The sequence below is a fragment of the Streptomyces graminofaciens genome, assembly GCF_030294945.1.
Classification (GTDB): Bacteria; Actinomycetota; Actinomycetes; order Streptomycetales; family Streptomycetaceae; genus Streptomyces; species Streptomyces graminofaciens.
The window spans coordinates 6,872,053-6,891,912 of the sequence record NZ_AP018448.1; the positions used below are offsets into that span (position 1 = coordinate 6,872,053).

Sequence of the window (19,860 nt, forward strand, 5' to 3'; positions counted from 1 at the left end):
CGTCGTACCGCGCCTTGGCGGACCCGCCCGGCGCGGTAACCGGTCCAACCGGTTACCGCCGGGCGGTAACCGGTCCAGCCGGTTCAGCCGGTCTGGCCGGTTTCAGTCCTCCCGCTCCCTCTCCGCCAGGTGGATCACGCACACCGCCACCGCGATCAGCAGCGCCGGATCCGCGTCCTCCCGTACGACGTCGATGCCGTACGTCTCACGGATGTGCAGCCAGCGTCGGGAGACGACCGCGAGCAGGTCGCCGTCGTGCTCGATCCTGAACTCGCGGTCGACGATCCGGCCGCTGACGTCGAGTTCCGTGCCGCCGTCGGCCAGGGGCACCCGGTAGTGGTTGCGCAGCAGCGAGAGCCGCTTCCGGCGGACGGTCGCCAGCGGCCGGTCGTCCCGCTCGATCACCATCGTGTCCCGCAGGGCGAACATCTTCTGGCGGATGTCGACGAGCACGCGCCCCTGCGTGTCCTTCAGCTCGAAGGTGTCCCGCAGCCGCATGGCCTTGCCGTCGACAAGGAAGGCCTTCTCACCGTGCTCGTCCTCGATCCAGTAGTCGTCACCGATACCGAGGAGCCGCTCGCGTACGAGGAATCTCATGTCGTCACCGCTTCCCCGTCGGCCGGTCCGAAACGCCGTCGGTAGGCCGATGGGCTGAGTCCGGTCTCGCGCCGCAGCCGCGCCCGCAGATTGGCGGCGGTGCCCAGACCGCTCCGCGCCGCCACCACGTCCAGCCGTTCCTCCCCCCGCTCGATCAGCCGGCAGGCGAGCGTCACCCGTTCGCCCGTCAGCCAGGCCAGCGGTGTCGTGCCGAGCTGTGACCGGAAGCGGCGGTGCAGCGTCGCCGGCGAGACCGCCGCCCGCGCCGCCAGGTCCGCCACCGTCAACGGCTCACCGAGTCGCTCCTGCGCCCACGCCAGCAGGGGTCCGAGCGACTCGTCGGGCACGTCCGGCACCGGGCGCTCCACGAACTGCCGCTGTCCGCCGTCGCGGTGGGCCGCGAAGACGAGCCGCCGGGACACGGCGTTGGCGATCTCGGCGCCGTGGTCCCTCCGTACGACGTGCAGACCCAGGTCGAGCGCCGACGCGCTGCCCGACGCCGTGAGGATGTCGCCGTCGTCGACGAAGAGCACGTCCGGTTGGAGGCGCACGCGCGGGAAGCGCGCCTGGAACGACTCCGCCCACATCCAGTGACAGGCCGCCCGCCGCCCGTCCAGCAGCCCCGCCTCCGCGATCGTGAACGCGCCCGAGCAGAAGCCCAGCAGACGCGCACCACGCGCGTGTGCCCGGCGTACGACGTCCAGGACCTCCGGCCGGCGCGGGGTGTCGGTGTCGGGCCGGTTCGGCACGATCAGCGTGTCCGCGTCCTCCGCCGCCTCCAGACCGGCGATTCCGGTCAGCGTGAAGAAGCCGTCCCGCATACGGGTCAGGGGTCCCGCCGCGCAGAGGCCGAAGTCGTACAGCTCCCGGCCCAGCTCGGGGCGGCGCAGCCCGAAGACCTCGATCGCGCAGCTCATCTCGAAGGGGTTGGAATTGTCGTCCACGACGAGAACCACCCGGTGCGGCTGAGAGGATCCTTGCGGCATATGCGATTTCTAGCACTCGCGCGCCGAGCACGGCGGCCCGGACGATGACCCCATGGAACCCATCTCGCTGTCCACCGCCCTCGCCTCCTTCACCGAGCGGTGGAGCCCCCGCATCGTCACCACCGTCAACGACTACGACGTACGCGTCGCGAAGGTCGAGGGCGCACACCTCTGGCACGTCCACGACGACACCGACGAGTTCTTCATGGTCCTGGCGGGCGAACTGCACATCTCCCTGCGGGAGACGGACGGAGAGCGGACGGTGGTGCTCCCCCAGGGTTCCGTCTTCACCGTCCCCCGAGGCACCGAGCACAAGCCGTACGCCCCCGTCCCCACCGAGATCCTCGTCCTCGAACCCACCGGCACCTCCACGGTCGGCGACCGGCACGACGAGGTCCCGGCCCATGTGGACGCGACGACGGGACACGCGCTGACGTGAGTGCCGACACCGGATGGCACCCTGGAGATCATGAGCGACTCCTCTCCCCGCCGCGTCCGTGTCCGCGCCCCCGAACTGGTCGGCAAGGGTGGCTGGCTGAACACGGGTGAGGTCGCGTACTCCCTCGCCGAGCTGCGGGGGAAGATCGTCGTGCTGGACTTCTGGACGTTCTGCTGCATCAACTGTCTGCACGTCCTGGACGAGCTGCGGGAGCTGGAGGAGAAGCACCGGGACACGGTGGTCGTCGTCGGGGTGCACTCGCCGAAGTTCGCGCACGAGGCGGAGCACGCGGCGGTCGTGGACGCGGTGGAGCGGTACGGCGTGGAGCACCCGGTGCTCGACGATCCGGAGCTGGCGACCTGGAAGCAGTACGCGGTCCGGGCCTGGCCCACGCTCGTCGTGATCGACCCGGAGGGGTACGTCGTCGCCCAGCACGCGGGCGAGGGCCATGCGCACGCCATCGAGCGGCTGGTCGAGGAGCTGGAGGCCGAGCACGCGGCGAAGGGCACGCTGCGGCGCGGCGACGGGCCGTATGTGGCGCCGGAGCCCGAGCCGACCGTGCTCCGCTTCCCCGGCAAGGCGATCCTCCTGCCGGACGGGGACTTCCTGGTCAGCGACACCACCCGGCATCAGGTCGTCGAGCTGGGCGCGGACGGGGAGACCGTCGTACGGCGGATCGGGGCCGGTGAGCGTGGGTTCGTGGACGGGGCGGCTGACACCGCCTCCTTCAACGAGCCTCAGGGGCTCGCTCTGCTCGACGACGGTTCCGTGGTCGTCGCCGACACCGTGAACCACGCCCTGCGGCGGATCGACCTCGCGACCGGTGAGGTCACGACCCTCGCGGGGACCGGCCGTCAGTGGTGGCAGGGTTCGCCGACCTCCGGGCCCGCCCGCGAGACCGACCTCTCCTCCCCGTGGGACGTGGCCGTCTTCGACGGCCGGGTGTGGGTCGCCATGGCCGGCGTCCACCAGCTGTGGGCGTACGACCCGGCCGAGGGGACCGTCGCCGTCACCGCCGGGACGACGAACGAGGGGCTCGTCGACGGGCCGGGGGCCGAGGCCTGGTTCGCGCAGCCGTCGGGGCTCGCGGCGACGCCCGACCGGCTCTGGCTCGCCGACTCCGAGACGTCCGCGCTGCGCTGGGTCGACCTGGACGGGGCGGTCCACACGGCCGTCGGCACCGGGCTCTTCGACTTCGGGCACCGCGACGGCGCCGCCGAACAGGCCCTGCTCCAGCACCCGTTGGGTGTCACGGCCCTGCCGGACGGGTCGGTCGCGGTCAGCGACACGTACAACCACGCGCTGCGCCGCTACGACCCGGCGACCGGCGAGGTGACCACGCTCGCCACCGATCTGCGGGAGCCGAGCGACGCCGTGCTCGTCGGCGACGACATCGTGGTCGTCGAGTCCGCCCGGCACCGGCTGACCCGGCTGCGGCTGCCCGAGGAGGCGGTACGGGTCGAGGCCGTCGCCCACCGCACGCAGCGCGCGGCCACCGAGGTCGCGCCGGGGGCGCTGGAGCTGGCCGTCGTCTTCCGGGCCCCGGCGGGCCAGAAGCTCGACGAGCGCTACGGCCCGTCGACCCGGCTCCTGGTCTCCGCCACCCCGCCCGAGCTGCTGCTGGGCGGGGAGGGCGCGGACACGGCCCTGTCACGCGTCCTGGAACTGAACCCGGCCGTCCCCGAGGGCGTACTGCACGTCTCCGCCATGGCCGCGTCCTGCGACGACGACCCGGCGAACGAGTACCCGGCCTGTCATGTTCATCAGCAGGACTGGGGCGTCCCGGTGCGCGTCACGGAGGGCGGGGCCGACCGGCTGCCGCTGGTGCTGGCGGGGATGGACGAGACGACGCCCTCGTAGGACCGGAAGGCGTTCTAGTACCCCTGGTATCCGTCGCGGTGGTGGTGCCGTTCCTCGTCGATGACCGGTGTCGAGGGCGGTACCACCACGCGCCTGCGCTTGGCGATGCTGGTGAAGGTCACGACGCCGATCAAGCCGACGATCATGAATATGACACCGACCAGGTCGAGGTTGACCCCCTGCATGTCCCAGTCGGTGGCGAACGTGAGGATGGCCCCCACGGCGATCAGAATGATGCACCCGCCCAGGCCCATGAGCGTTGCCTCCCTGTCCGGTTGGGTGGTTCCCGTCCGCTCCGGGTACCCGGACGGGCCCGCCGGTAACTACCCTTCCAGAAATGCCGCCAGCGCGTTCGCGAGCAGGTACGGGTCCTTCGCGCCGCACAGTTCGCGAGCGCTGTGCATGGAGAGGATGGCCACGCCGATGTCGACCGTCCTGATGCCGTGGCGCGCGGCGGTGATGGGGCCGATGGTCGTGCCGCAGGGCATGGAGTTGTTGGAGACGAAGGTCTGGAAGGGGACACCGGCCTTCTCGCAGGCCGCGGCGAACACCGCCCGGCCCGAACCGTCCGTGGCGTAGCGGTTGTTGACGTTCACCTTGAGGATCGGGCCGCCGTCCGCGCGCGGGTGGTGCGTCGGGTCGTGCCGCTCCGCGTAGTTGGGGTGCACGGCGTGACCGGTGTCGGAGGAGAGACAGACCGTCCCGGCCAACGCGCGCGCCCGGTCCTCGAACGAGCCGCCGCGCGCGAACACCGAGCGCTCCAGGACGTTGCCGAGCAGCGGGCCGTCGGCGCCCGTGTCGGACTGCGAGCCGTTCTCCTCGTGGTCGAAGGCGGCGAGCACCGGGATGTACGGCAGCGTGTCGCCGGTGGTCGCCACGGCCGCGAGGGCCGCCGTACCGGCGTGCACGGACAGGAGGTTGTCCATGCGCGGACCGGCCATCAGTTCCTTGTCGCGGCCCAGGTAGGCGGGCGGCTCGATGGAGTGGGTCATCAGGTCCCAGCCGGTCACCTGGCCCGCGGTCAGGCCCAGTTCGCCCTCCAGGAAGGCGATCAGGTCGCCGTCGCGGACGTCGTCGCCGAGGCCCCAGATGGGCTGCATGTGGCGCTGCTTGTCGAGCTTCAGGCCGTCGGAGACGACGGAACGGTCGAGGTGGATCGCGAGCTGGGGGACGCGGAGCAGTGCCCTGTCGACGTTCACGAGGCGGCTCGTGCCGTCGCGCAGCGAGAGCCGGCCGGCGAGGCCGAGGTCGCGGTCCAGCCAGGAGTTGAGCAGCGGGCCGCCGTAGAGCTCCACCGCGACCTGGCGGAAGCCGTGGGCGCCGGTGTCCGGGCGGGGTTTGACGCGGAGGTTCGGCGAGTCGGTGTGGGCGCCGACGATACGGAACGGGGTGTGCGGCTCGGCGCCCTCCGGGACGTACCAGGCGATGATCGCGCCGCCGCGCAGCACGTACTTGCCGCCGAGCGAACCGTCCCACGCGTCCGTCTCCGCGACCTGGCGGAAGCCGGCCTTCTCCAGCCGCTCGGCGGCGTTCGCCACGGCGTGGTACGGCGAGGGGCTTGCCGAGAGGAAGGACATGAGGTCGTCGGTGTGGCCGCGATCGAAGTGTGGGGGTGTGCGCATGGGGTTCACCTTAACGACGTACGAGGGCCCGCTCCCGGGTCTGGGAGCGGGCCCTCGTGGAGGATCGGATCCGGGCCGGTCCGTGCGTGGCCCCGCCCGCGGCTACGAGAGTTCCGGTCGTCCTAGAACGCCGCCTCGTCCAGCTCCATCACGTCCAGGTCCACGCCCTCGGAGAGCTTGCGGGCCAGGGTGACGCCCGGCAGGACGTTGGCCGCGAAGAACTTCGCCGCCGCGATCTTGCCCGTGTAGAACGCCACGTCCTTGGAGGACAGAGCCTTGTCGGAGGCCGTCGCCAGCTTCTCGGCGGCGACCGCGGCGCCCCTGAGGAGCAGGTAGCCGACGACCACGTCACCGGAGGCGAGGAGCAGGCGGGTGGTGTTGAGGCCCACCTTGTAGATGTTCTTGACGTCCTGCTCGGTGGCGGCCAGGTCCGTGAGGAGGAGGCCGACGATGGCCTCCAGCTCGACCGCGGCCTTGGCGAGGTGCGCACGGGCGCCGGCCAGCTGCTCGCCGCCCTCGTCGAGCGCCAGGAACTTCTTGATCTCCTCGGCGAGGGTGTTCAGCGCCGCGCCCTGGTTGCGGACGATCTTCCGGAAGAAGAAGTCCTGGCCCTGGATCGCGGTCGTGCCCTCGTACAGGGTGTCGATCTTGGCGTCGCGGATGTACTGCTCGATCGGGTACTCCTGCAGGAAGCCGGAGCCGCCGAAGGTCTGCAGCGACTGGGCGAGCTGCTCGTAGCCCTTCTCGGAGCCGTAGCCCTTGACGATGGGCAGGAGGAGGTCGTTGAGCGCGTGCTCGGCCTTGGCGTCCTCGCCCGCCGCCTCCTTCACCGCGATGGAGTCCTGGACGGAGGCGGTGTAGAGGACGAGGGCGCGCATGCCCTCCGCGTACGCCTTCTGCGTCATCAGCGAGCGGCGGACGTCCGGGTGGTGCGTGATGGTGACCTTGGGCGCGGTCTTGTCCATGAAGTTCGCCAGGTCGGTGCCCTGGACGCGCTCCTTGGCGTACTCCAGCGCGTTGAGGTAGCCCGTCGACAGCGTCGAGATCGCCTTCGTGCCGACCATCATGCGGGCGAACTCGATGATCCGGAACATCTGGCGGATGCCGTCGTGCTTGTCGCCGATCAGCCAGCCCTTGGCCGGGTGACGGTCGCCGAAGGTCATCTCGCAGGTGTTGGAGGCCTTGAGGCCCATCTTGTGCTCGACGTTGGTGGCGTAGGCGCCGTTGCGCTCGCCCAGCTCGCCGGTCTCGAAGTCGAAGAGGTACTTCGGGACCATGAAGAGGGACAGGCCCTTGGTGCCGGGGCCGTGGCCCTCGGGGCGGGCGAGCACGTAGTGGAGGATGTTCTCCTCCATGTCGTGCTCACCGGAGGTGATGAACCGCTTCACACCCTCGATGTGCCAGGAGCCGTCCTCCTGCTGGATCGCCTTGGTGCGCCCGGCACCCACGTCCGAACCGGCGTCCGGCTCGGTCAGCACCATGGTCGAACCCCAGGTCCGCTCCACCGCGATCTGGGCGATCTTCTTCTGTACGTCGTTGCCCTCGTCGTAGAGGATGCCGGCGAACGCCGGGCCGGAGGAGTACATCCACACGGCCGGGTTCGCGCCGAGGATCAGCTCCGCGTACGCCCAGATCAGGGAGGCGGGGGCGGTCGTACCGCCGATGCCCTCGGGCAGGCCGAGGCGCCAGTACTCCGACTCCATGAAGGCCTTGTAGCTCTTCTTGAAGGAGGCCGGTACCGGAGCGGTGTTCGTCTCCGGGTCGAAGACCGGCGGGTTGCGGTCGGCATCCGTGAAGGACTCCGCCAGCTCGTTCTCCGCGAGACGGGCCAGCTCCTCCAGGATGCTCTTGGCGGTGTCCGTGTCCATCTCCGCGAACGGGCCGGTGCCGTACAGCTTGTCGCGCCCGAGGACCTCGAAGAGGTTGAACTCGATGTCGCGGAGATTCGACTTGTAGTGCCCCATGGCGACGGCTCCGTAAGAGAGAGATCGGCGAGGCACTGGATCCTCGCGCTAGTTCACGTACCAACAAGTAGCTTCTATGTCGATGATGCTACCCACCGGTAATAAGAAGCAACCCCGAATGGGCCATCTGTGACTCGTTACGCTTTGCGCCATGTACGGCTACGACCAGAGCGCTGGCACCCAGCAGCAGTACGCCCAGCCGCAGCAGCAGATGCCGGGGCAGATGCCCGGCGGCCCCATGGGCGGCGGCTACGGGCAGCAGCCGCCGCTGTACCCCGAGCCGTCCCCGCCCTCCCTCGCGGACGCGGTGCGCGCCTTCACCACCGGGCAGCTGGCCGCGGAGGACTTCCAGCAGGTCTTCGCGACGTCGAAGGTCTACTGCCCGCGCGGCGACAACCCCGGGTTCCTGGCCCTGCACAACACCCAGCAGCCGGTGATCCCCATGTTCACCTCGCTCAAGGAGCTGCGCCGGTACGCCGGCAAGGAGTCCAAGTACTTCGTGATCACCGGCGCCGAGGTGATCGACCTCCTGCCGACCGGCTACGGCTTCGTCCTCGACATGGAGGGCGAGCACCGGATGGTCTTCGACGCGAAGGCCGTGGAGCAGATGGTGGAGTTCGCGATGCGGCGGATGTACGGCTAGACGCCGTTGCTTCGCAGAAGGCTGCGGGCCGTTGCTTTGCGGACGGCCGGACGTCGTTGCTTCGCAGACAGCTGACGGCCACCGCTTGGGCGGGGCGGGCGCCCGGAGGGAATGTCCTCCGGGCGTTCGTCGTTGGGGCTGGCAGAAAGTTCAATGCTCAACTAAACTGAGCGCACAAGGAGGTACCGACATGCCTGCAGTGACCGTCGAGAACCCGCTGACCCTGCCCCGTGTCGCGGCGTCGGCCGACGCCGTCGCCCGCCCGGTGCTCGCCGTGACGACCGCCCCCAGCGGCTTCGAGGGCGAGGGCTTCCCGGTCCGCCGTGCGTTCGCCGGGATCAACTACCGCCACCTCGACCCGTTCATCATGATGGACCAGATGGGCGAGGTGGACTACGCCCCGGGGGAGCCGAAGGACTCTATCAGTTGGGGGAGTGTCCCGACGGATGCTCGCTGACCTGCGGAAACTTCCACCAAGAGGAGAGTCGGACCCATGCCTGCTGTAACCGTCGACAACCCCTTGACCCTCCCGCGCGTGGCCGCGTCGGTCGATGCCGTGGCCCGTCCTGTGCTTGCTGTGACGACCGCGCCGAGTGGCTTCGAAGGTGAAGGTTTCCCCGTTCGCCGTGCGTTCGCGGGGATCAACTACCGTCATCTGGACCCGTTCATCATGATGGATCAGATGGGTGAGGTTGAGTATCAGCCTGGGGAACCGAAAGGGACCCCGTGGCACCCGCACCGCGGCTTCGAGACCGTCACCTACATCATCGACGGGATCTTCGACCACCAGGACAGCCAGGGCGGTGGCGGCACCATCACCAACGGCGACACCCAGTGGATGACGGCCGGCTCGGGCCTCCTCCACATCGAGGCGCCGCCGGAGTCCCTCGTCATGTCCGGCGGTCTCTTCCATGGCCTGCAACTGTGGGTGAACCTGCCGGCCAAGGACAAGATGATGGCGCCGCGCTACCAGGACATCCGCGGCGGGCACGTGCAGCTGCTCACCACCCCTGACGGCGGCGCGCTGCTGCGGGTCATCGCCGGTGAGTTGGACGGGCACGCGGGGCCCGGCATCACCCACACCCCGATCACCATGGTCCACGCGACCCTCGCGCCCGGCGCGGAGCTCACTCTTCCGTGGCGGGAGGACTTCAACGGCCTGGCGTACGTCCTCGCGGGCAAGGGCGCGGTCGGCGCGGAGCGCCGCCCGATCCATCTGGGGCAGACCGCGGTCTTCGGCGCGGGCTCCTCGCTGACGGTCCGCGCGGACGAGAAGCAGGACGCGAACACGCCGGACATGGAGGTCGTGCTGCTGGGCGGACAGCCGATCCGTGAGCCGATGGCGCACTACGGCCCGTTCGTCATGAACACCAAGGACGAGCTGCAGCAGGCGTTCGAGGACTTCCAGAAGGGGCGGCTGGGAACGATCCCGGCAGTGCACGGCATGTCCGAGGGCGGACTGTAGGGATCACTACGGCCGCATGTGGACGAGTCCACCCGGAAAGGGGTGAGGCTCGTCCGCGCTCGAAGCCGCCTTCTTGGTCTCCTAGTAATGGGCCGGGTCGGTGACCTGCGGGAATCTTTCCTGTGGGGCGCTGGCCTGGCCTTTTGGCGATTGTTGGCGATGGCGTGCGACGGTCTTGATCGGGTGTTCTGCGGACTGTGTGCGGACTGCGGGATGTCCGCTCGCTCATCCGCGTAACTTTCGCGTGGCGCCGGACACAAACATGGTGAAGCCATTGTGTGGGGAGGGTGGGCGTGAGCAGACCGATGGACGACCCGCAGGGGTTCGAGGAGGTCTACCGGCGTACCTACCTGCCCGTGCTGCGGTTCCTGCGCAGGCGTCTGCCGGCGAATGCGGCTGAAGACGCGGCGGCAGAGGTGTTCTTGGCGGCTTGGCGGAACCGACACGAACTTCGCGGCAAGGAATTGCCCTGGCTGTACGGCATCGCTCGTCGCGTCGTGGCCAACACCGTACGAGCGCGAGGTCGCGCTGATCGTCTGGATGACCGTATACGCGCCCATCACGACGATGGGGTCGAACCTGCGGCCGAGGAAGCGGTCCTGCACAGGCTGGGGGCACGAGGCGCCTTGGGGCGCCTTCCGGAACACGAGCAGGAGGTGCTCCTCCTCGTGGCCTGGGACGGGCTGTCCGTGCGGGACGCGGCCAAAGTGATGGGCTGTAGCTCGGGAGCGTTCAGGGTCCGTATGCACCGCGCACGTCGAATGTTGGAGGCGGCGGTGGCCGCGGACGAAATTCAGGTACCCGAGGCAAGACTGCCGGTGGACGGGAGGACACGGTGAAGGGCGATCTCAGGAAGGTGCGGGAGATGGCGCCTCCCGACCCGCAGGCCCGGTTCGGCCGGGACGGTGTGCTTCCGGACCGCGCCGAGCGGGAACTGGCGGTGCTGCTGGCCGCCGCGGAACAGACCGCTCCGCACCACCGCACGGGCATGTCCCGTCGGAGGGTTCTGCTGGCAGGCGGGGCGGTGGCAGCGGGCACCGCCGTGGCCGCGTCCGGTGAGCTGGGCCGATTGCTGGGCGCAGAGGGAGTGGAGGCGCAAGCGATGACGACACCACCGGTTCTTGACCTGCGCAGGATTGCCGGCAGGTCGCCGCACGACGTGCTGAGCCAACTGGCCGAGAAGGTCGGCGAACTCGCTCCGGACACAGTGCACGGCCCGTACTTGTACACCAAGAGCTGGGGTTGGGCGCTGAACTCCGCCGGTGACGTCCCGGGAGGCGTCGCCAACGCTGCGGTCCCGACCGTGACGGAGCAATGGATCAACACCTCCGACGGGGCGGGCCGCGAGCGCCGGAAGTACGGCAAGCCGTACTTCCCCAACCCGGACCAGGAACGGGATGCCAGGGAGGCAGGGCTGATCGAGGGCAAGGGCCTCAAGGACACGACGTACGGCCCGGGCCACTTCGCGCAGGACTCCGAGTGGGAGGTGCTCCTGCCCTTCTCGACCGATCCGGATCGGCTGCTCGCGCAACTGAAGGAGGTCAACTGGGAAGGCGGGCGATTGATCTGGGGCGTCTCCGCCATGCTCGACACTGCTCAACGAGCCTCGGGTGGCGTCATCGAACCGGCGCTGCGCGCGGCAGCGCTACGGGTCCTCGCCAACCAGACCGACGTGACGCTCGCGACGACAACCACCTGGCACGGCCGGCAAGCCCTCGCCGTCACGCAGGAGGGCAGGCACAAAGCAGCGACATTCAGGGACTCCCTGCTCCTTGACCCGGCGACCGGCTATCCGCTGGGCGGCGAGGAAGCACTGCTCGGCGACCCGCTGAAACTGAATATTGCAGTCCCGGGCACCGTGTCGGTGAATGAGATCCTGTCACGCGGCACGGCAAAGGACAGCAAGCACAGGGCATGATGCGAAGCGATGCGCCCGCAGGGCCGTTGGCCTTGCGGGCGCATCGACTCAAGAGCGGTGCTTCATGCCTTCGTCAGGGGCAGGCTACGACGAATCGAGCCTTGTTGTTGTCGGACGAGGCTACCTGTGCGTTCTTGCTGATTCCTTCGCGCATGGTCCAGAGATGGGCCATGCCCCCGGTGTAGACGCGGATGTCGTCCAGCCACCCCGTGTTGACCCACGACGTGACTTTCTTGGAGAATCCCCAGTCGGCAAGGTCGATGAATTCACCGTCGCAGTAGGGATGGCTCCACTGCAAGCGCCGAGGAATAGGACTGGCGCTGCTGGAGACGCCCTTGTTGAAGTTCTTGTAGTTGTAGAAACAGTACCAGCGGACGAAATTGCCCATCGGGCACCCTTCCACCTTCTCATCCTGGATGCCGCCCTCAGATCGAGCGACTGTGCCGGCTGCCTGGGCGTCGTTGTCCAGCTCGCTGTACAGAGCTTCGAGAGCTGCGCTCGGTTCGGGGTTCGAGTCCTCACCGAGGCCGAAGACCAGTACGGGGGCGGCGCTGTCGCCCCATACGAGTTCGTTGGCGCTGATCTGCCGTCCGCCCGGCACCTGTGCCAGTTGCTCGTCGATTTCGGCTTGGAGGGCCACCTGCTCCTCGTCGCTGAGCGCCTCGACGTTGGCTCTGTCATCGGCTGCCGCGACCGTGGGCAGGGTTCTGGAGTTGCTCGCCGACGCGCTGACCGTCCCCGCGGCCAGGAGTCCCAACAACGCGCATATCCCGAGTATGAGTCTCATGGGATGACGTAAGTGACTGAAGGACACCGATTCTCCTCTGCATGATCCGGCGTGGACATGCCGAGGCTAGGCATCGGTTGAGGTGTTAATCAAGCGGCATTACTTATTGACGTCAAGTGGTTCTTGATCGTTCCGGATGGGTGTTAAATCAAGTCTTGCTGGCCGATTCTGTTCGCTTGAAAATGGCCAACCGTGTCATGGTCGATCCGCAATTCCATGGTCCAGGATGTAGCTTATGGCGCTTTTTCTGGGTGGAGGCCCTGGTGGAACCTCTCATTCCTTCGAATTCTTGCCAAGCATGGCGAAAAATTTTATTGAGGTGGTCATTCCCTCTTGGGGAAATCGTCTGGCGTGTGGTTCTGAATCGGCGGCCGGATTGATTGGATCGAGCGTGGATGCCCCGGCATATTCCCTGTCTTGTCCCCGAGCCTGAGCTGCGGACAAGACAGAGAGTGGCTCGAACTCCTCTAACCGTTAATCTGCTTGACCTCGATGGCGAGGGCGCCGAGAGCTTCTTTCTCGGGTGGGTAGATGGTGCGGATGTTGGCGAGCTGCTGGTCGCGGGTGGCGGTCGGGTTGATGTTGGCGGGTCCCTCTGCGTCGAGCAGCGCTTCAAAGTCGGGGTACTCCGTCACCCGCTTGACATTCACCTTGCAGGTTTCGTCGGTGCCCTTGATGCGGAAGCGGATGATGTCGCCTGCGCCGAGGTCGGCGAGGTGCGGGTACTTCACCCGCACCTCGATGGTCTTGGTGCCTGTGGCGACGAGGTCGAAGTACTGGCGGTAGAGGTTGAGTTCGTGGACGCGGGGTGTGGTGTCGGTCATGGGGCGGGAACGCTCCTGGGGGCTGGCGCGGTGATCATGCGGCTGATCTCGGCGGCCGAGTACGAACGGAAGAAGTGGCGGGGGTCGGACAGCAACGTATCGGTCATGGCCAGCAGCTGCTCGGCGTACTCGCTGATGGTTCCGGGCCACTGGCGAGTGTCGAGCATCCAGTCGGCTGCGCCGTCGGGCAAGGGAACATGGCCCTCGCGGATCAGGGACTTGGACAGCTTGGCTCCGGTGTCGGTGACGACCTGAAGGCAGAACAAGCGGGCGGGGAGCCGGGTGCGGGTGAGGCCGACCGCCTGGAGGGCTTCGTCGACCAGGTGGGAACCGAAGATCCAGTCGCCGCCCTTGACCATGACGTGCAGGGTGCCGTGGGCATTGGACAGGGCGAGTTCTTTGACGAGGTTGCGGTACAGCGTGGCCAAGTCGAGGTAGGCGCCCCCGGCCGGGGTGATGGTGGCCTGATAGAGGCCGTGGTGCAGGCATACGGCAGCGACTTGCGCGGTCTCGCGGTCGGTGAGATGGACATGCGTGCGCTCGGCGTGCTTCTCGGCCCATCCGCAACCGTGCTGAGGGCAGGGGATACGCAGGTGTGGGGTGCCGGTGGAGGGGGCGAGCCACCATCGGGCGGCGTCGAGGCGTGGCAGGAGGCGCAGCCAGGTGTGGCGGAAGTGCTCGCCGGCCTGCTGCTGGCTGTAGGTCTCGACCCGGTGTGGGATGCCCAGGTGCCGGGAGAGAGCCGTGAACAGAGGCTGGTAGAGGGCGTCGACGAGGTCGATCAGGGCCTGTTCGCCGAGGGTTTGGGCGTACGCACGCTGGTAGAGATGGCCGGTCGCGGGGTCGGTGGCCAGCTCGTACGGGGCGTTGTCGAGGGCGCTGAAGAGAACCTCGGTGGGGATGCTGAAGCGGTCGCGGAGGCGGGCCGCCATGGCGAAGGCCAGAGACTGCACGAGTGAGGTGCCGATGTGTGGGGCGCCGTTGATTTGGGTGCCGACGACCAGCACGATCCGCTCCGGTGGGGTGGCCAGGATGCGTGGAGTCAGGACGTCCTCCGCCCGGTGCAGGGCGTTGGCGAGGACGGTGTTCGGCGAGACGGGATGGGTCGTCACGGGATGTCCCCCTGGGGTGGGTTGGGGTTCATTCGGTTCGGGTGTGACCGAAGAGGAGGCGCTGGCGGAGCGTGGCGCTGTCCAGGTAGGTGTCGATCTCCGCAGGGGTGGCGCTGCGGGAGAGTGGGTCGAGGCCGAGGACGATGGCCGCCGGGGTTCCTTGGCCGAGCAGCAGAGTCCAGAGGCGGCCGGTGGGGATGCGTTTGCGGTACGGGGTGCCGTCGAAGCGCAGGGCCACTTCAGCCGGGGCGATCAGACGTAGGCGTGGCCCGATGTCCGGCGGGGGTGTGGTGGCGGGGCCGAGGTGTAGAGCTTCGGCAACGGCGCGCATGCGTTGCTCGATGACGGCCGGCGTCTCGTAGCAGCTGCGGGGCGGTTGGGGCACCAGAAGGAGGCAGCACAGAGTGGCGCCGGTCGGAGTGGTGTCCAACCACGTGGTGGTGGCCAGGGAGGCGATCAGACCAGCGGAAGGCGCGAAGGACTCGGTGCGGGCAGGCGTCAGCATGTGGGCACCGCGCTGTGGTGGAAGGCGGCCCAGACGCACTTGCCGGGGCCCTGGCGCTTCTCCACGCCCCAGTGGTCGGCGACGGCAGAGACCAGCAGGAGGCCGCGGCCGTCGTCGGTGGTGCTCCGTGGCTCCTGCTTGGTGGGTGTGCCGTTGCCGCCGTCGTGCACCTCGATGCGCAGCACTGTGGTGTGCAGTTCGACTCGTACGAGGACCTGACCGCCTGCAGGAGCTCCGTGCAGGACGGCGTTGGTGGCGAGTTCGGAGGTGCACAGCCGGATGTCGTCGAGGCGTTCGGTCCGGCCCCATTGGGTAAGGGTCTCGGCGACGAAGGAGCGGGCGGCGCCTGGGGTGGTCCGGCGTCGGTCGAAGAGCATCGATTCGTGCTCGACGGCGCCGTCGAGGGCTTGTTCCGGTGCGAGGGTGTCCGGCTCGCCGGGCAGTCTGCTGGGCATGGCCAACAGCCAACCGCCGTAGCTCGTTTGGGTCGGGAGCCAGCGTGGGGGCCATGCGGGGGGCCACTATGGGGGCCAGAGTTCGCATGCTCCTGGGAGATGGGATGGGCGACACGGGGATTGGCGCGTTGCTCATACGGCTGCGCACGGGGCGTGGTTGGACCCAGCAGCGGGTGGCCGACGAATACAACGCCCTGGAGGGGCGGGCAGCCAAGACCGGTAAGGAGATTGGGCGTTACGAGCGTGAGGCACGCATCCCGGTCCCGTACACCCGCAGGTATCTGGCGCAGGTGTTCGGCATCGACATCGGAGTGCTCGACCGTGCTGTGGCGGTCAGCAGGGGCCGCCAGGGTGGAGACAAGGCTGCGGAGACCGTTCCGGCGCGGCCTGTGGTGCCTTCCCGATCAGGTGCTATGGCGGCGGCGGACGCGGTGATGTAGGCGGACTTCGCCCGGTTCATCGCGCAGCGCAACGCAGATGAGTTCGTCGTCGAGCAGTTGGAGGCCGATGTTGCTCGGCTCGCTCGCGCCTATGTCAGCCATCCGCTGATGGAGCTGTACATCGAGATCAAGCGGCTGCGGGACGGGGCGTTCGAGTTGCTGCGCGGACGCCAGCATCCCCGGCAGACTGCTGACCTGTACGTCGCGGCCTCACGGTTGTGCGGGCTGTCCGCGCACGTCTGCTTGGACCTGGGCGGCTACGACTCCGCTGCCACTCACGCTCGTACCGCTCGGGCGTGTGCAGAGGCAGCCGGGCACGAGGGGATGCTGGCCTGGGTACGGGCCGTGGAGTCCCTGATCGCCTACTGGACCGGGCGGTACGAGCAGGCGGCGCGGCTGGCGCAGGCCGGCCGCCACCACCGGGCTCCCGGCAGCATCGGAGCCCGGTTGGCGAGCCTGGAGGCGCGTGCGCTGGCCATAGCCGGAGACCGGGTGGGCGCGGTGGCCGCCCTTGCGGATGCCGAGCGCTCCCGCGAGGCAATGCCCGGCCATGACGAGGTGCCGGGCATCTTCGCCTTCCCGGCCGCCAAGCAGTTCGCGTACGCGGGCACGAGCCACTTGGCCGTGGGCGGGAGGGAGCATGTCCAGCAGGCCATCGTCAGCGCGGACAGTGCGATCAGGCTCTACCGCAGTGCCGAGGACGATGATCAGTCGGTCGGCGACCTGCTCGCCGCCCATGTCGATCTCGCCCGCGGCCACCTGCTCCTGGGCGACCTGGACGGCACCGAGGCGATGCTCGGATTCGTCCTCGCCTCACCGCCCGACCGCATGTCGGCCAGCATCGTGCGTCGGCTCACCGCTCTGGGCCGGGAGCTAGGAGGGCCGCAGTACGGTGGAGCCGCGCAGGCCGCACACCTACGCGAACGACTCCAGCACACGGCCGTCCTCGCGGCCTCACCCGCCGCCCACCCACCGGAGCTGCCGACGTGACCGAACTGTCTGCCGCACACGACGCCGCTGTCACCGACCGGAGCCGCCTTGCCGGAAGCGCCTACAACGGCGACCGGGACCTGGCTGCCCGCCAGTCGCTCTACCAGTGGCAGACACCCCGATACGACCTGCCTGGCATCGTCGCCGAACAGCTGAGCGGCGTACGCGGGCGTGTGGTCGATATCGGCTGCGGCAACGGTAAATTCATCCAGCGGCTTCGCGACGATCGGCCCGAGCTGACCCTGCTCGGACTGGACATCGCCCCCGGCATCCTCGCCAGCGTGCCCGGCCCGGTCGCCGTGGCGGATGCCACCCGCCTGCCGTTGGCCACGGCGAGCGTCGACGCGGCCCTGGCGCTGCACATGCTGTACCACGTCCCGGGCATCCCGCAGGCGGTCAGGGAGTTGTCCCGCGTCGTGGCTCGTGACGGGGCGGTGATCGTCTCCACCAACAGCGACCGGGACAAGGCCGAACTCGACGAACTGTGGCAGCGGGCGGCGGGCGACGTCCTCGGTACCGGACGTGGCCCGGCCCGCATCTCGCTCAGCGCCCGCTTCTCTCTGGAGAAGGCCCCGGCCTTCCTGGGCGAGGAGTTCGGCCGCGTGGAGACGATCGAACTGCCCGGCACCATCACGGTCCAGGACCCCGAGCCGGTCATCGCGCACATGGTCTCTTACCGGGCTTGGGCGGACCAGCACGACGTGCCTTTCGAGGCCACGATCGAGCGGGCCCGCGCGATACTCATCGATCACATTGCCCGGCATGGGGCCTTCGAGGTCACGTGCCTGGGCGGCATCCTCGTCTGCTGTCGCTGACAGCCGACTTGGCTATCGCCGTCGGCCGCGTTCCGTAAGCCGTTCGCTCGTGGGCGTGGGCGTGGGCGTGGGCGTGGGCGTGGGCGTGGGCGTGGGCGTGGGCGTGGGCGTGGGCGTGGGCGTGGGCGTGGGCTGTGGTGTGGGCGTCACGGGTGCGGTGAGGCGGGTGCTCAGGCTGCGAGCTGCCTGAGCACGCCTGTTCGGCTGCACGGCGATGCGCCAGTTGAGGACCTCGGCGGGGCGATCGGCGGTGTCGAGTTCTCGCCGTGCGGCTACTTCGGCCAAGAGGTGTCGGGGGTTGTGGCCGGCGGTCTCGGCACGGGCGAGGGTCGTAGTCAGGGCTGGCCAGGTGGGATCGGCGAGGACGCGGTCGGCGTGGTCGGGGAGGACTGCGCGCAGGTCCTGCTCGAAGCGGCTGGCGGTTGTGGCGCGCGGTGCGCGAAGGGCGAGATCCGCCAAGACCGGCTGGGCGGCCTGCTGGTAACCGGCCTGCAGGTGGCGGAAGGCTTCTTCGGCCGCTGCGGCCTGCTGCTCGTGGCCGCGCTGCTCATGCCACTTGGCGGCCGCGCGCGCCACGTGGAGCGCGGCGAAGATCAGGGCGATGGCGAGTCCGCCCGGATCGTGCGTGGCGTAGGCGAGTTCCTTGGCGGCTTCCCGTAGGGCGGTGGCTGCCTGGTGATCGGCTCGGATCGCCGAGCGGCGGGCCCGGTTGAACGCCCTTGCCGCGGCTTGCAGTTCGGCCCGGTGTCCGCCCTTGGTGGCGAGGGCCAGGTTGTGGAGGGTGTCGCCGAAAGCATCCAGATGTCCCAGGGCCATGGCGTCGTCGCCCAAGTCGAGGACGGCGTGGGCGTCGCGGATGGCGGTCTCGGCGCGGCGCCACGGTTCGGCTGGGTCCGCCGCCTGCTCGGGGCGGTCGGCCAGGTCCTGGGTGGGAAGGCGTTCGCAGAGGCGGTTGTAGGACAGGTCGGGAGCGAGCCGTGAGCCGCCGTACCAGACCGGCTCACCTTGGGCGGTGTCGCCGGGCGCGGCCAGGCTGTAGCCGGTCACCTCGCCGGTCTCGGGGCCGATGCGCGGCCTGACCTGGATGCCGAGGGAGCGCAGCACGGTGAAGTACTCGTCGATGCTGCGTACGGCGGCGGCGACCGCGTACGCCTGCTCGCGCAGCCACTCCCGCGCGGTCTCATCCCGGCCCTGGCATTCCGCCTTCGCCCGCTCGGCGCCGGTCGGGGTACGCGGGGCGGTGAGGTCGCCGGACTTCAGGCGGCGCAGCCCGAACTCGGCCTCGATCTGTCGGCATTCGCGCTGTGCCCGCCAGCCGTCCCGGTTCGTACGAGGGCGGCGGCCGTCGGCTCGGACGCTGGTGGCCATGATGTGGATGTGGTCGTCGGCGTGCCGGACCGCGATCCAGCGGCACGCCTTGTCGTCTCCCTCGGGGGCGATGCCCGTGGCGGCTACGACGCGGCGGGCAACCTCGGCCCACTCAGCGTCGGTGAGGTAGCGGTCGCCGGGCGCGGTGCGCACCGGGCAGTGCCACACATGCTGCGGTGGCTGCTTTCCGCCGAGTTCCCGGGTGCGGAGGTCGACGTGGTGGTCCAGGCGCCGGGCGAGCTGGGTGTAGGTGGCGGTGGGGTCGCGGCCGGGGTCGGGGGCGCCGGCCATGTCCCAGGCAGCCACGATGTGAGGGTCCGTGTGCTCGTCGCGCCGCCCCTTGCCGAAGAGGTAGTTGATCAGGCCGAGCGTGCTGGAGCCGGTGGAGACGTCAGGCACCATGACTGGCTCCTCCCGCCAGGAGCTGGTCCATCAGTACGTAACTGGTTTGGGCGGCCTGCTCGATGCGGTCGAGGATGGCCTTGGCACGCTCTGGTATCGCGCCGGAGTGGATAGCTACCGTGACCTGGTTGAGGTTGGTGCCGATCCGGTTCAGCGCCTTGGTGTGCGCTTCGATGGCTTCCACCAGCGGGCGGATGGGGTCGTCCTCCGGGCTGCCGACCATGCCCGCCTTGCCGAGCGCGACGGCGAGGGCGGCGTCGCCGACGAAGCTGGCGAACTTCTGGTGGCGCCGCGTGGCCTCGGCATCGATGAGGCGGGCCGCGGTCGGGGTGAAGCGGATCTTCTTCTCCTGGTCACGCTTCTCGGTGGTGCGCTTGCGGTTCATCCGCGCGGGCAGCGCGGGAGCGTCAGGCTCACGCCACGAGGGCTGCTCAATGGCGGCGGGCGGTTGACGGGCGGTCGGTGCGGCGTGTGGGGTGACGGAGTCGGCGACGGGCTGCTCTGTGCTGTCGGCGGTAGACGCGGTGCGGGGTTCGTTCACCCCCTCCTCAGGCTCGGGCGCCCGCTGGCGCCCGACCCCCTCTCCCGCCGCCACCCCAGGGGCGGAGGCAAGCGCGGACGAAGCCCCTTTAGGGGCTCGTTCGCTCCAGCTTGCTGCTGTTCGTCGG

General features: G+C 69.1%; 22 protein-coding genes. 10 read left to right on the forward strand and 12 right to left on the reverse strand.

What is annotated here, in order from left to right; genetic code table 11:
* Positions 1-102: 102 nt before the first annotated feature.
* Both SGFS_RS29680 and SGFS_RS29685 read right to left on the reverse strand, forming a co-directional pair.
* Positions 103-597, reverse strand: a complete 495-nt coding sequence (locus SGFS_RS29680) for an LURP-one-related/scramblase family protein (protein ID WP_286254814.1) — start codon at positions 595-597, stop codon at positions 103-105.
* Positions 594-1,583, reverse strand: a complete 990-nt coding sequence (locus SGFS_RS29685; protein ID WP_286254816.1) for a helix-turn-helix domain-containing protein — start codon at positions 1,581-1,583, stop codon at positions 594-596. Before SGFS_RS29685 ends, SGFS_RS29680 begins: the two co-directional genes overlap by 4 nt.
* A 52-nt stretch (positions 1,584-1,635) precedes the next feature.
* On the opposite strand from SGFS_RS29685, the gene SGFS_RS29690 reads away from it, so the two are divergent.
* Both SGFS_RS29690 and SGFS_RS29695 read left to right on the forward strand, forming a co-directional pair.
* Positions 1,636-2,022: a cupin domain-containing protein gene (locus SGFS_RS29690; RefSeq protein ID WP_286254817.1), complete on the forward strand. Its 387-nt coding sequence runs from the start codon at positions 1,636-1,638 to the stop codon at positions 2,020-2,022.
* A 30-nt stretch (positions 2,023-2,052) separates the two neighbouring features.
* Positions 2,053-3,882, forward strand: coding sequence for an NHL domain-containing thioredoxin family protein (locus SGFS_RS29695; RefSeq protein WP_286254818.1), 1,830 nt, complete (start codon positions 2,053-2,055; stop codon positions 3,880-3,882).
* A gap of 14 nt (positions 3,883-3,896) precedes the next feature.
* Here SGFS_RS29695 and SGFS_RS29700 read toward each other — a convergent pair whose 3' ends face one another.
* From SGFS_RS29700 to SGFS_RS29710, 3 genes are all read right to left on the reverse strand, one after another.
* Positions 3,897-4,136, reverse strand: a complete 240-nt coding sequence (locus SGFS_RS29700; protein WP_286254820.1) for a DUF6458 family protein — start codon at positions 4,134-4,136, stop codon at positions 3,897-3,899.
* Between the two features lie 69 nt (positions 4,137-4,205).
* Entirely contained in the window at positions 4,206-5,504 is a 1,299-nt protein-coding gene (locus SGFS_RS29705) for a M18 family aminopeptidase (protein WP_286254822.1), read from the reverse strand.
* A gap of 122 nt (positions 5,505-5,626) precedes the next feature.
* On the reverse strand, positions 5,627-7,468 hold the full coding sequence (locus tag SGFS_RS29710; RefSeq protein ID WP_286254823.1) for an acyl-CoA dehydrogenase: 1,842 nt from the start codon (positions 7,466-7,468) through the stop codon (positions 5,627-5,629).
* 151 nt (positions 7,469-7,619) lie between these two features.
* Here SGFS_RS29710 and SGFS_RS29715 point away from each other — a divergent pair, with 151 nt between their 5' ends.
* From SGFS_RS29715 to SGFS_RS29735, 5 genes are all read left to right on the forward strand, one after another.
* Positions 7,620-8,111 (forward strand): SseB family protein, encoded by a 492-nt coding sequence (locus SGFS_RS29715; protein WP_286254824.1) that lies wholly within the window; start codon positions 7,620-7,622, stop codon positions 8,109-8,111.
* A gap of 190 nt (positions 8,112-8,301) precedes the next feature.
* Entirely contained in the window at positions 8,302-8,568 is a 267-nt protein-coding gene (locus SGFS_RS29720; protein WP_434028089.1) for a hypothetical protein, read from the forward strand.
* A gap of 36 nt (positions 8,569-8,604) precedes the next feature.
* Entirely contained in the window at positions 8,605-9,576 is a 972-nt protein-coding gene (locus SGFS_RS29725; RefSeq protein WP_286254825.1) for a pirin family protein, read from the forward strand.
* Positions 9,577-9,881: 305 nt separating this feature from the next.
* The gene (locus SGFS_RS29730) at positions 9,882-10,415 is read left to right on the forward strand and encodes an RNA polymerase sigma factor (protein WP_286254826.1); all 534 of its coding nucleotides are present in this window, start codon (positions 9,882-9,884) and stop codon (positions 10,413-10,415) included.
* A 26-nt stretch (positions 10,416-10,441) separates the two neighbouring features.
* Positions 10,442-11,494, forward strand: coding sequence for a CU044_5270 family protein (locus SGFS_RS29735; protein ID WP_286254827.1), 1,053 nt, complete (start codon positions 10,442-10,444; stop codon positions 11,492-11,494).
* Positions 11,495-11,567: 73 nt separating this feature from the next.
* Here the strand turns inward: SGFS_RS29735 and SGFS_RS29740 are convergent, their stop codons facing one another.
* The 5 genes from SGFS_RS29740 to SGFS_RS29760 form a co-directional block, all read right to left on the reverse strand.
* Positions 11,568-12,281 (reverse strand): hypothetical protein, encoded by a 714-nt coding sequence (locus SGFS_RS29740; protein ID WP_286254828.1) that lies wholly within the window; start codon positions 12,279-12,281, stop codon positions 11,568-11,570.
* A 467-nt stretch (positions 12,282-12,748) separates the two neighbouring features.
* Entirely contained in the window at positions 12,749-13,105 is a 357-nt protein-coding gene (locus SGFS_RS29745) for an ASCH domain-containing protein (RefSeq protein ID WP_286254829.1), read from the reverse strand.
* Complete coding sequence (locus SGFS_RS29750; RefSeq protein WP_286254830.1) at positions 13,102-14,217, reverse strand: hypothetical protein; 1,116 nt, start codon at positions 14,215-14,217, stop codon at positions 13,102-13,104. Before SGFS_RS29750 ends, SGFS_RS29745 begins: the two co-directional genes overlap by 4 nt.
* Positions 14,218-14,245: 28 nt before the next feature.
* Positions 14,246-14,722 (reverse strand): hypothetical protein, encoded by a 477-nt coding sequence (locus tag SGFS_RS29755; RefSeq protein WP_286254832.1) that lies wholly within the window; start codon positions 14,720-14,722, stop codon positions 14,246-14,248.
* Entirely contained in the window at positions 14,716-15,177 is a 462-nt protein-coding gene (locus SGFS_RS29760; protein WP_286254833.1) for an ATP-binding protein, read from the reverse strand. Before SGFS_RS29760 ends, SGFS_RS29755 begins: the two co-directional genes overlap by 7 nt.
* A gap of 86 nt (positions 15,178-15,263) precedes the next feature.
* Here SGFS_RS29760 and SGFS_RS29765 point away from each other — a divergent pair, with 86 nt between their 5' ends.
* From SGFS_RS29765 to SGFS_RS29775, 3 genes are all read left to right on the forward strand, one after another.
* A complete protein-coding gene (locus tag SGFS_RS29765) occupies positions 15,264-15,617 on the forward strand; it encodes a hypothetical protein (RefSeq protein WP_286254834.1) in 354 nt (117 codons plus the stop codon).
* 108 nt (positions 15,618-15,725) lie between these two features.
* Positions 15,726-16,607 (forward strand): hypothetical protein, encoded by an 882-nt coding sequence (locus tag SGFS_RS29770; protein WP_286254836.1) that lies wholly within the window; start codon positions 15,726-15,728, stop codon positions 16,605-16,607.
* A complete protein-coding gene (locus SGFS_RS29775; RefSeq protein WP_286254838.1) occupies positions 16,604-17,422 on the forward strand; it encodes a class I SAM-dependent methyltransferase in 819 nt (272 codons plus the stop codon). Before SGFS_RS29770 ends, SGFS_RS29775 begins: the two co-directional genes overlap by 4 nt.
* A gap of 12 nt (positions 17,423-17,434) precedes the next feature.
* On the opposite strand, the gene SGFS_RS29780 is transcribed toward SGFS_RS29775, so the two are convergent.
* The gene (locus SGFS_RS29780) at positions 17,435-19,192 is read right to left on the reverse strand and encodes a relaxase/mobilization nuclease domain-containing protein (protein ID WP_286254840.1); all 1,758 of its coding nucleotides are present in this window, start codon (positions 19,190-19,192) and stop codon (positions 17,435-17,437) included.
* On the reverse strand, positions 19,182-19,733 hold the full coding sequence (locus SGFS_RS29785) for a MobC domain-containing protein (protein ID WP_286254842.1): 552 nt from the start codon (positions 19,731-19,733) through the stop codon (positions 19,182-19,184). The genes SGFS_RS29780 and SGFS_RS29785 overlap by 11 nt, the downstream gene beginning before the upstream one ends.
* Positions 19,734-19,860: the final 127 nt, after the last annotated feature.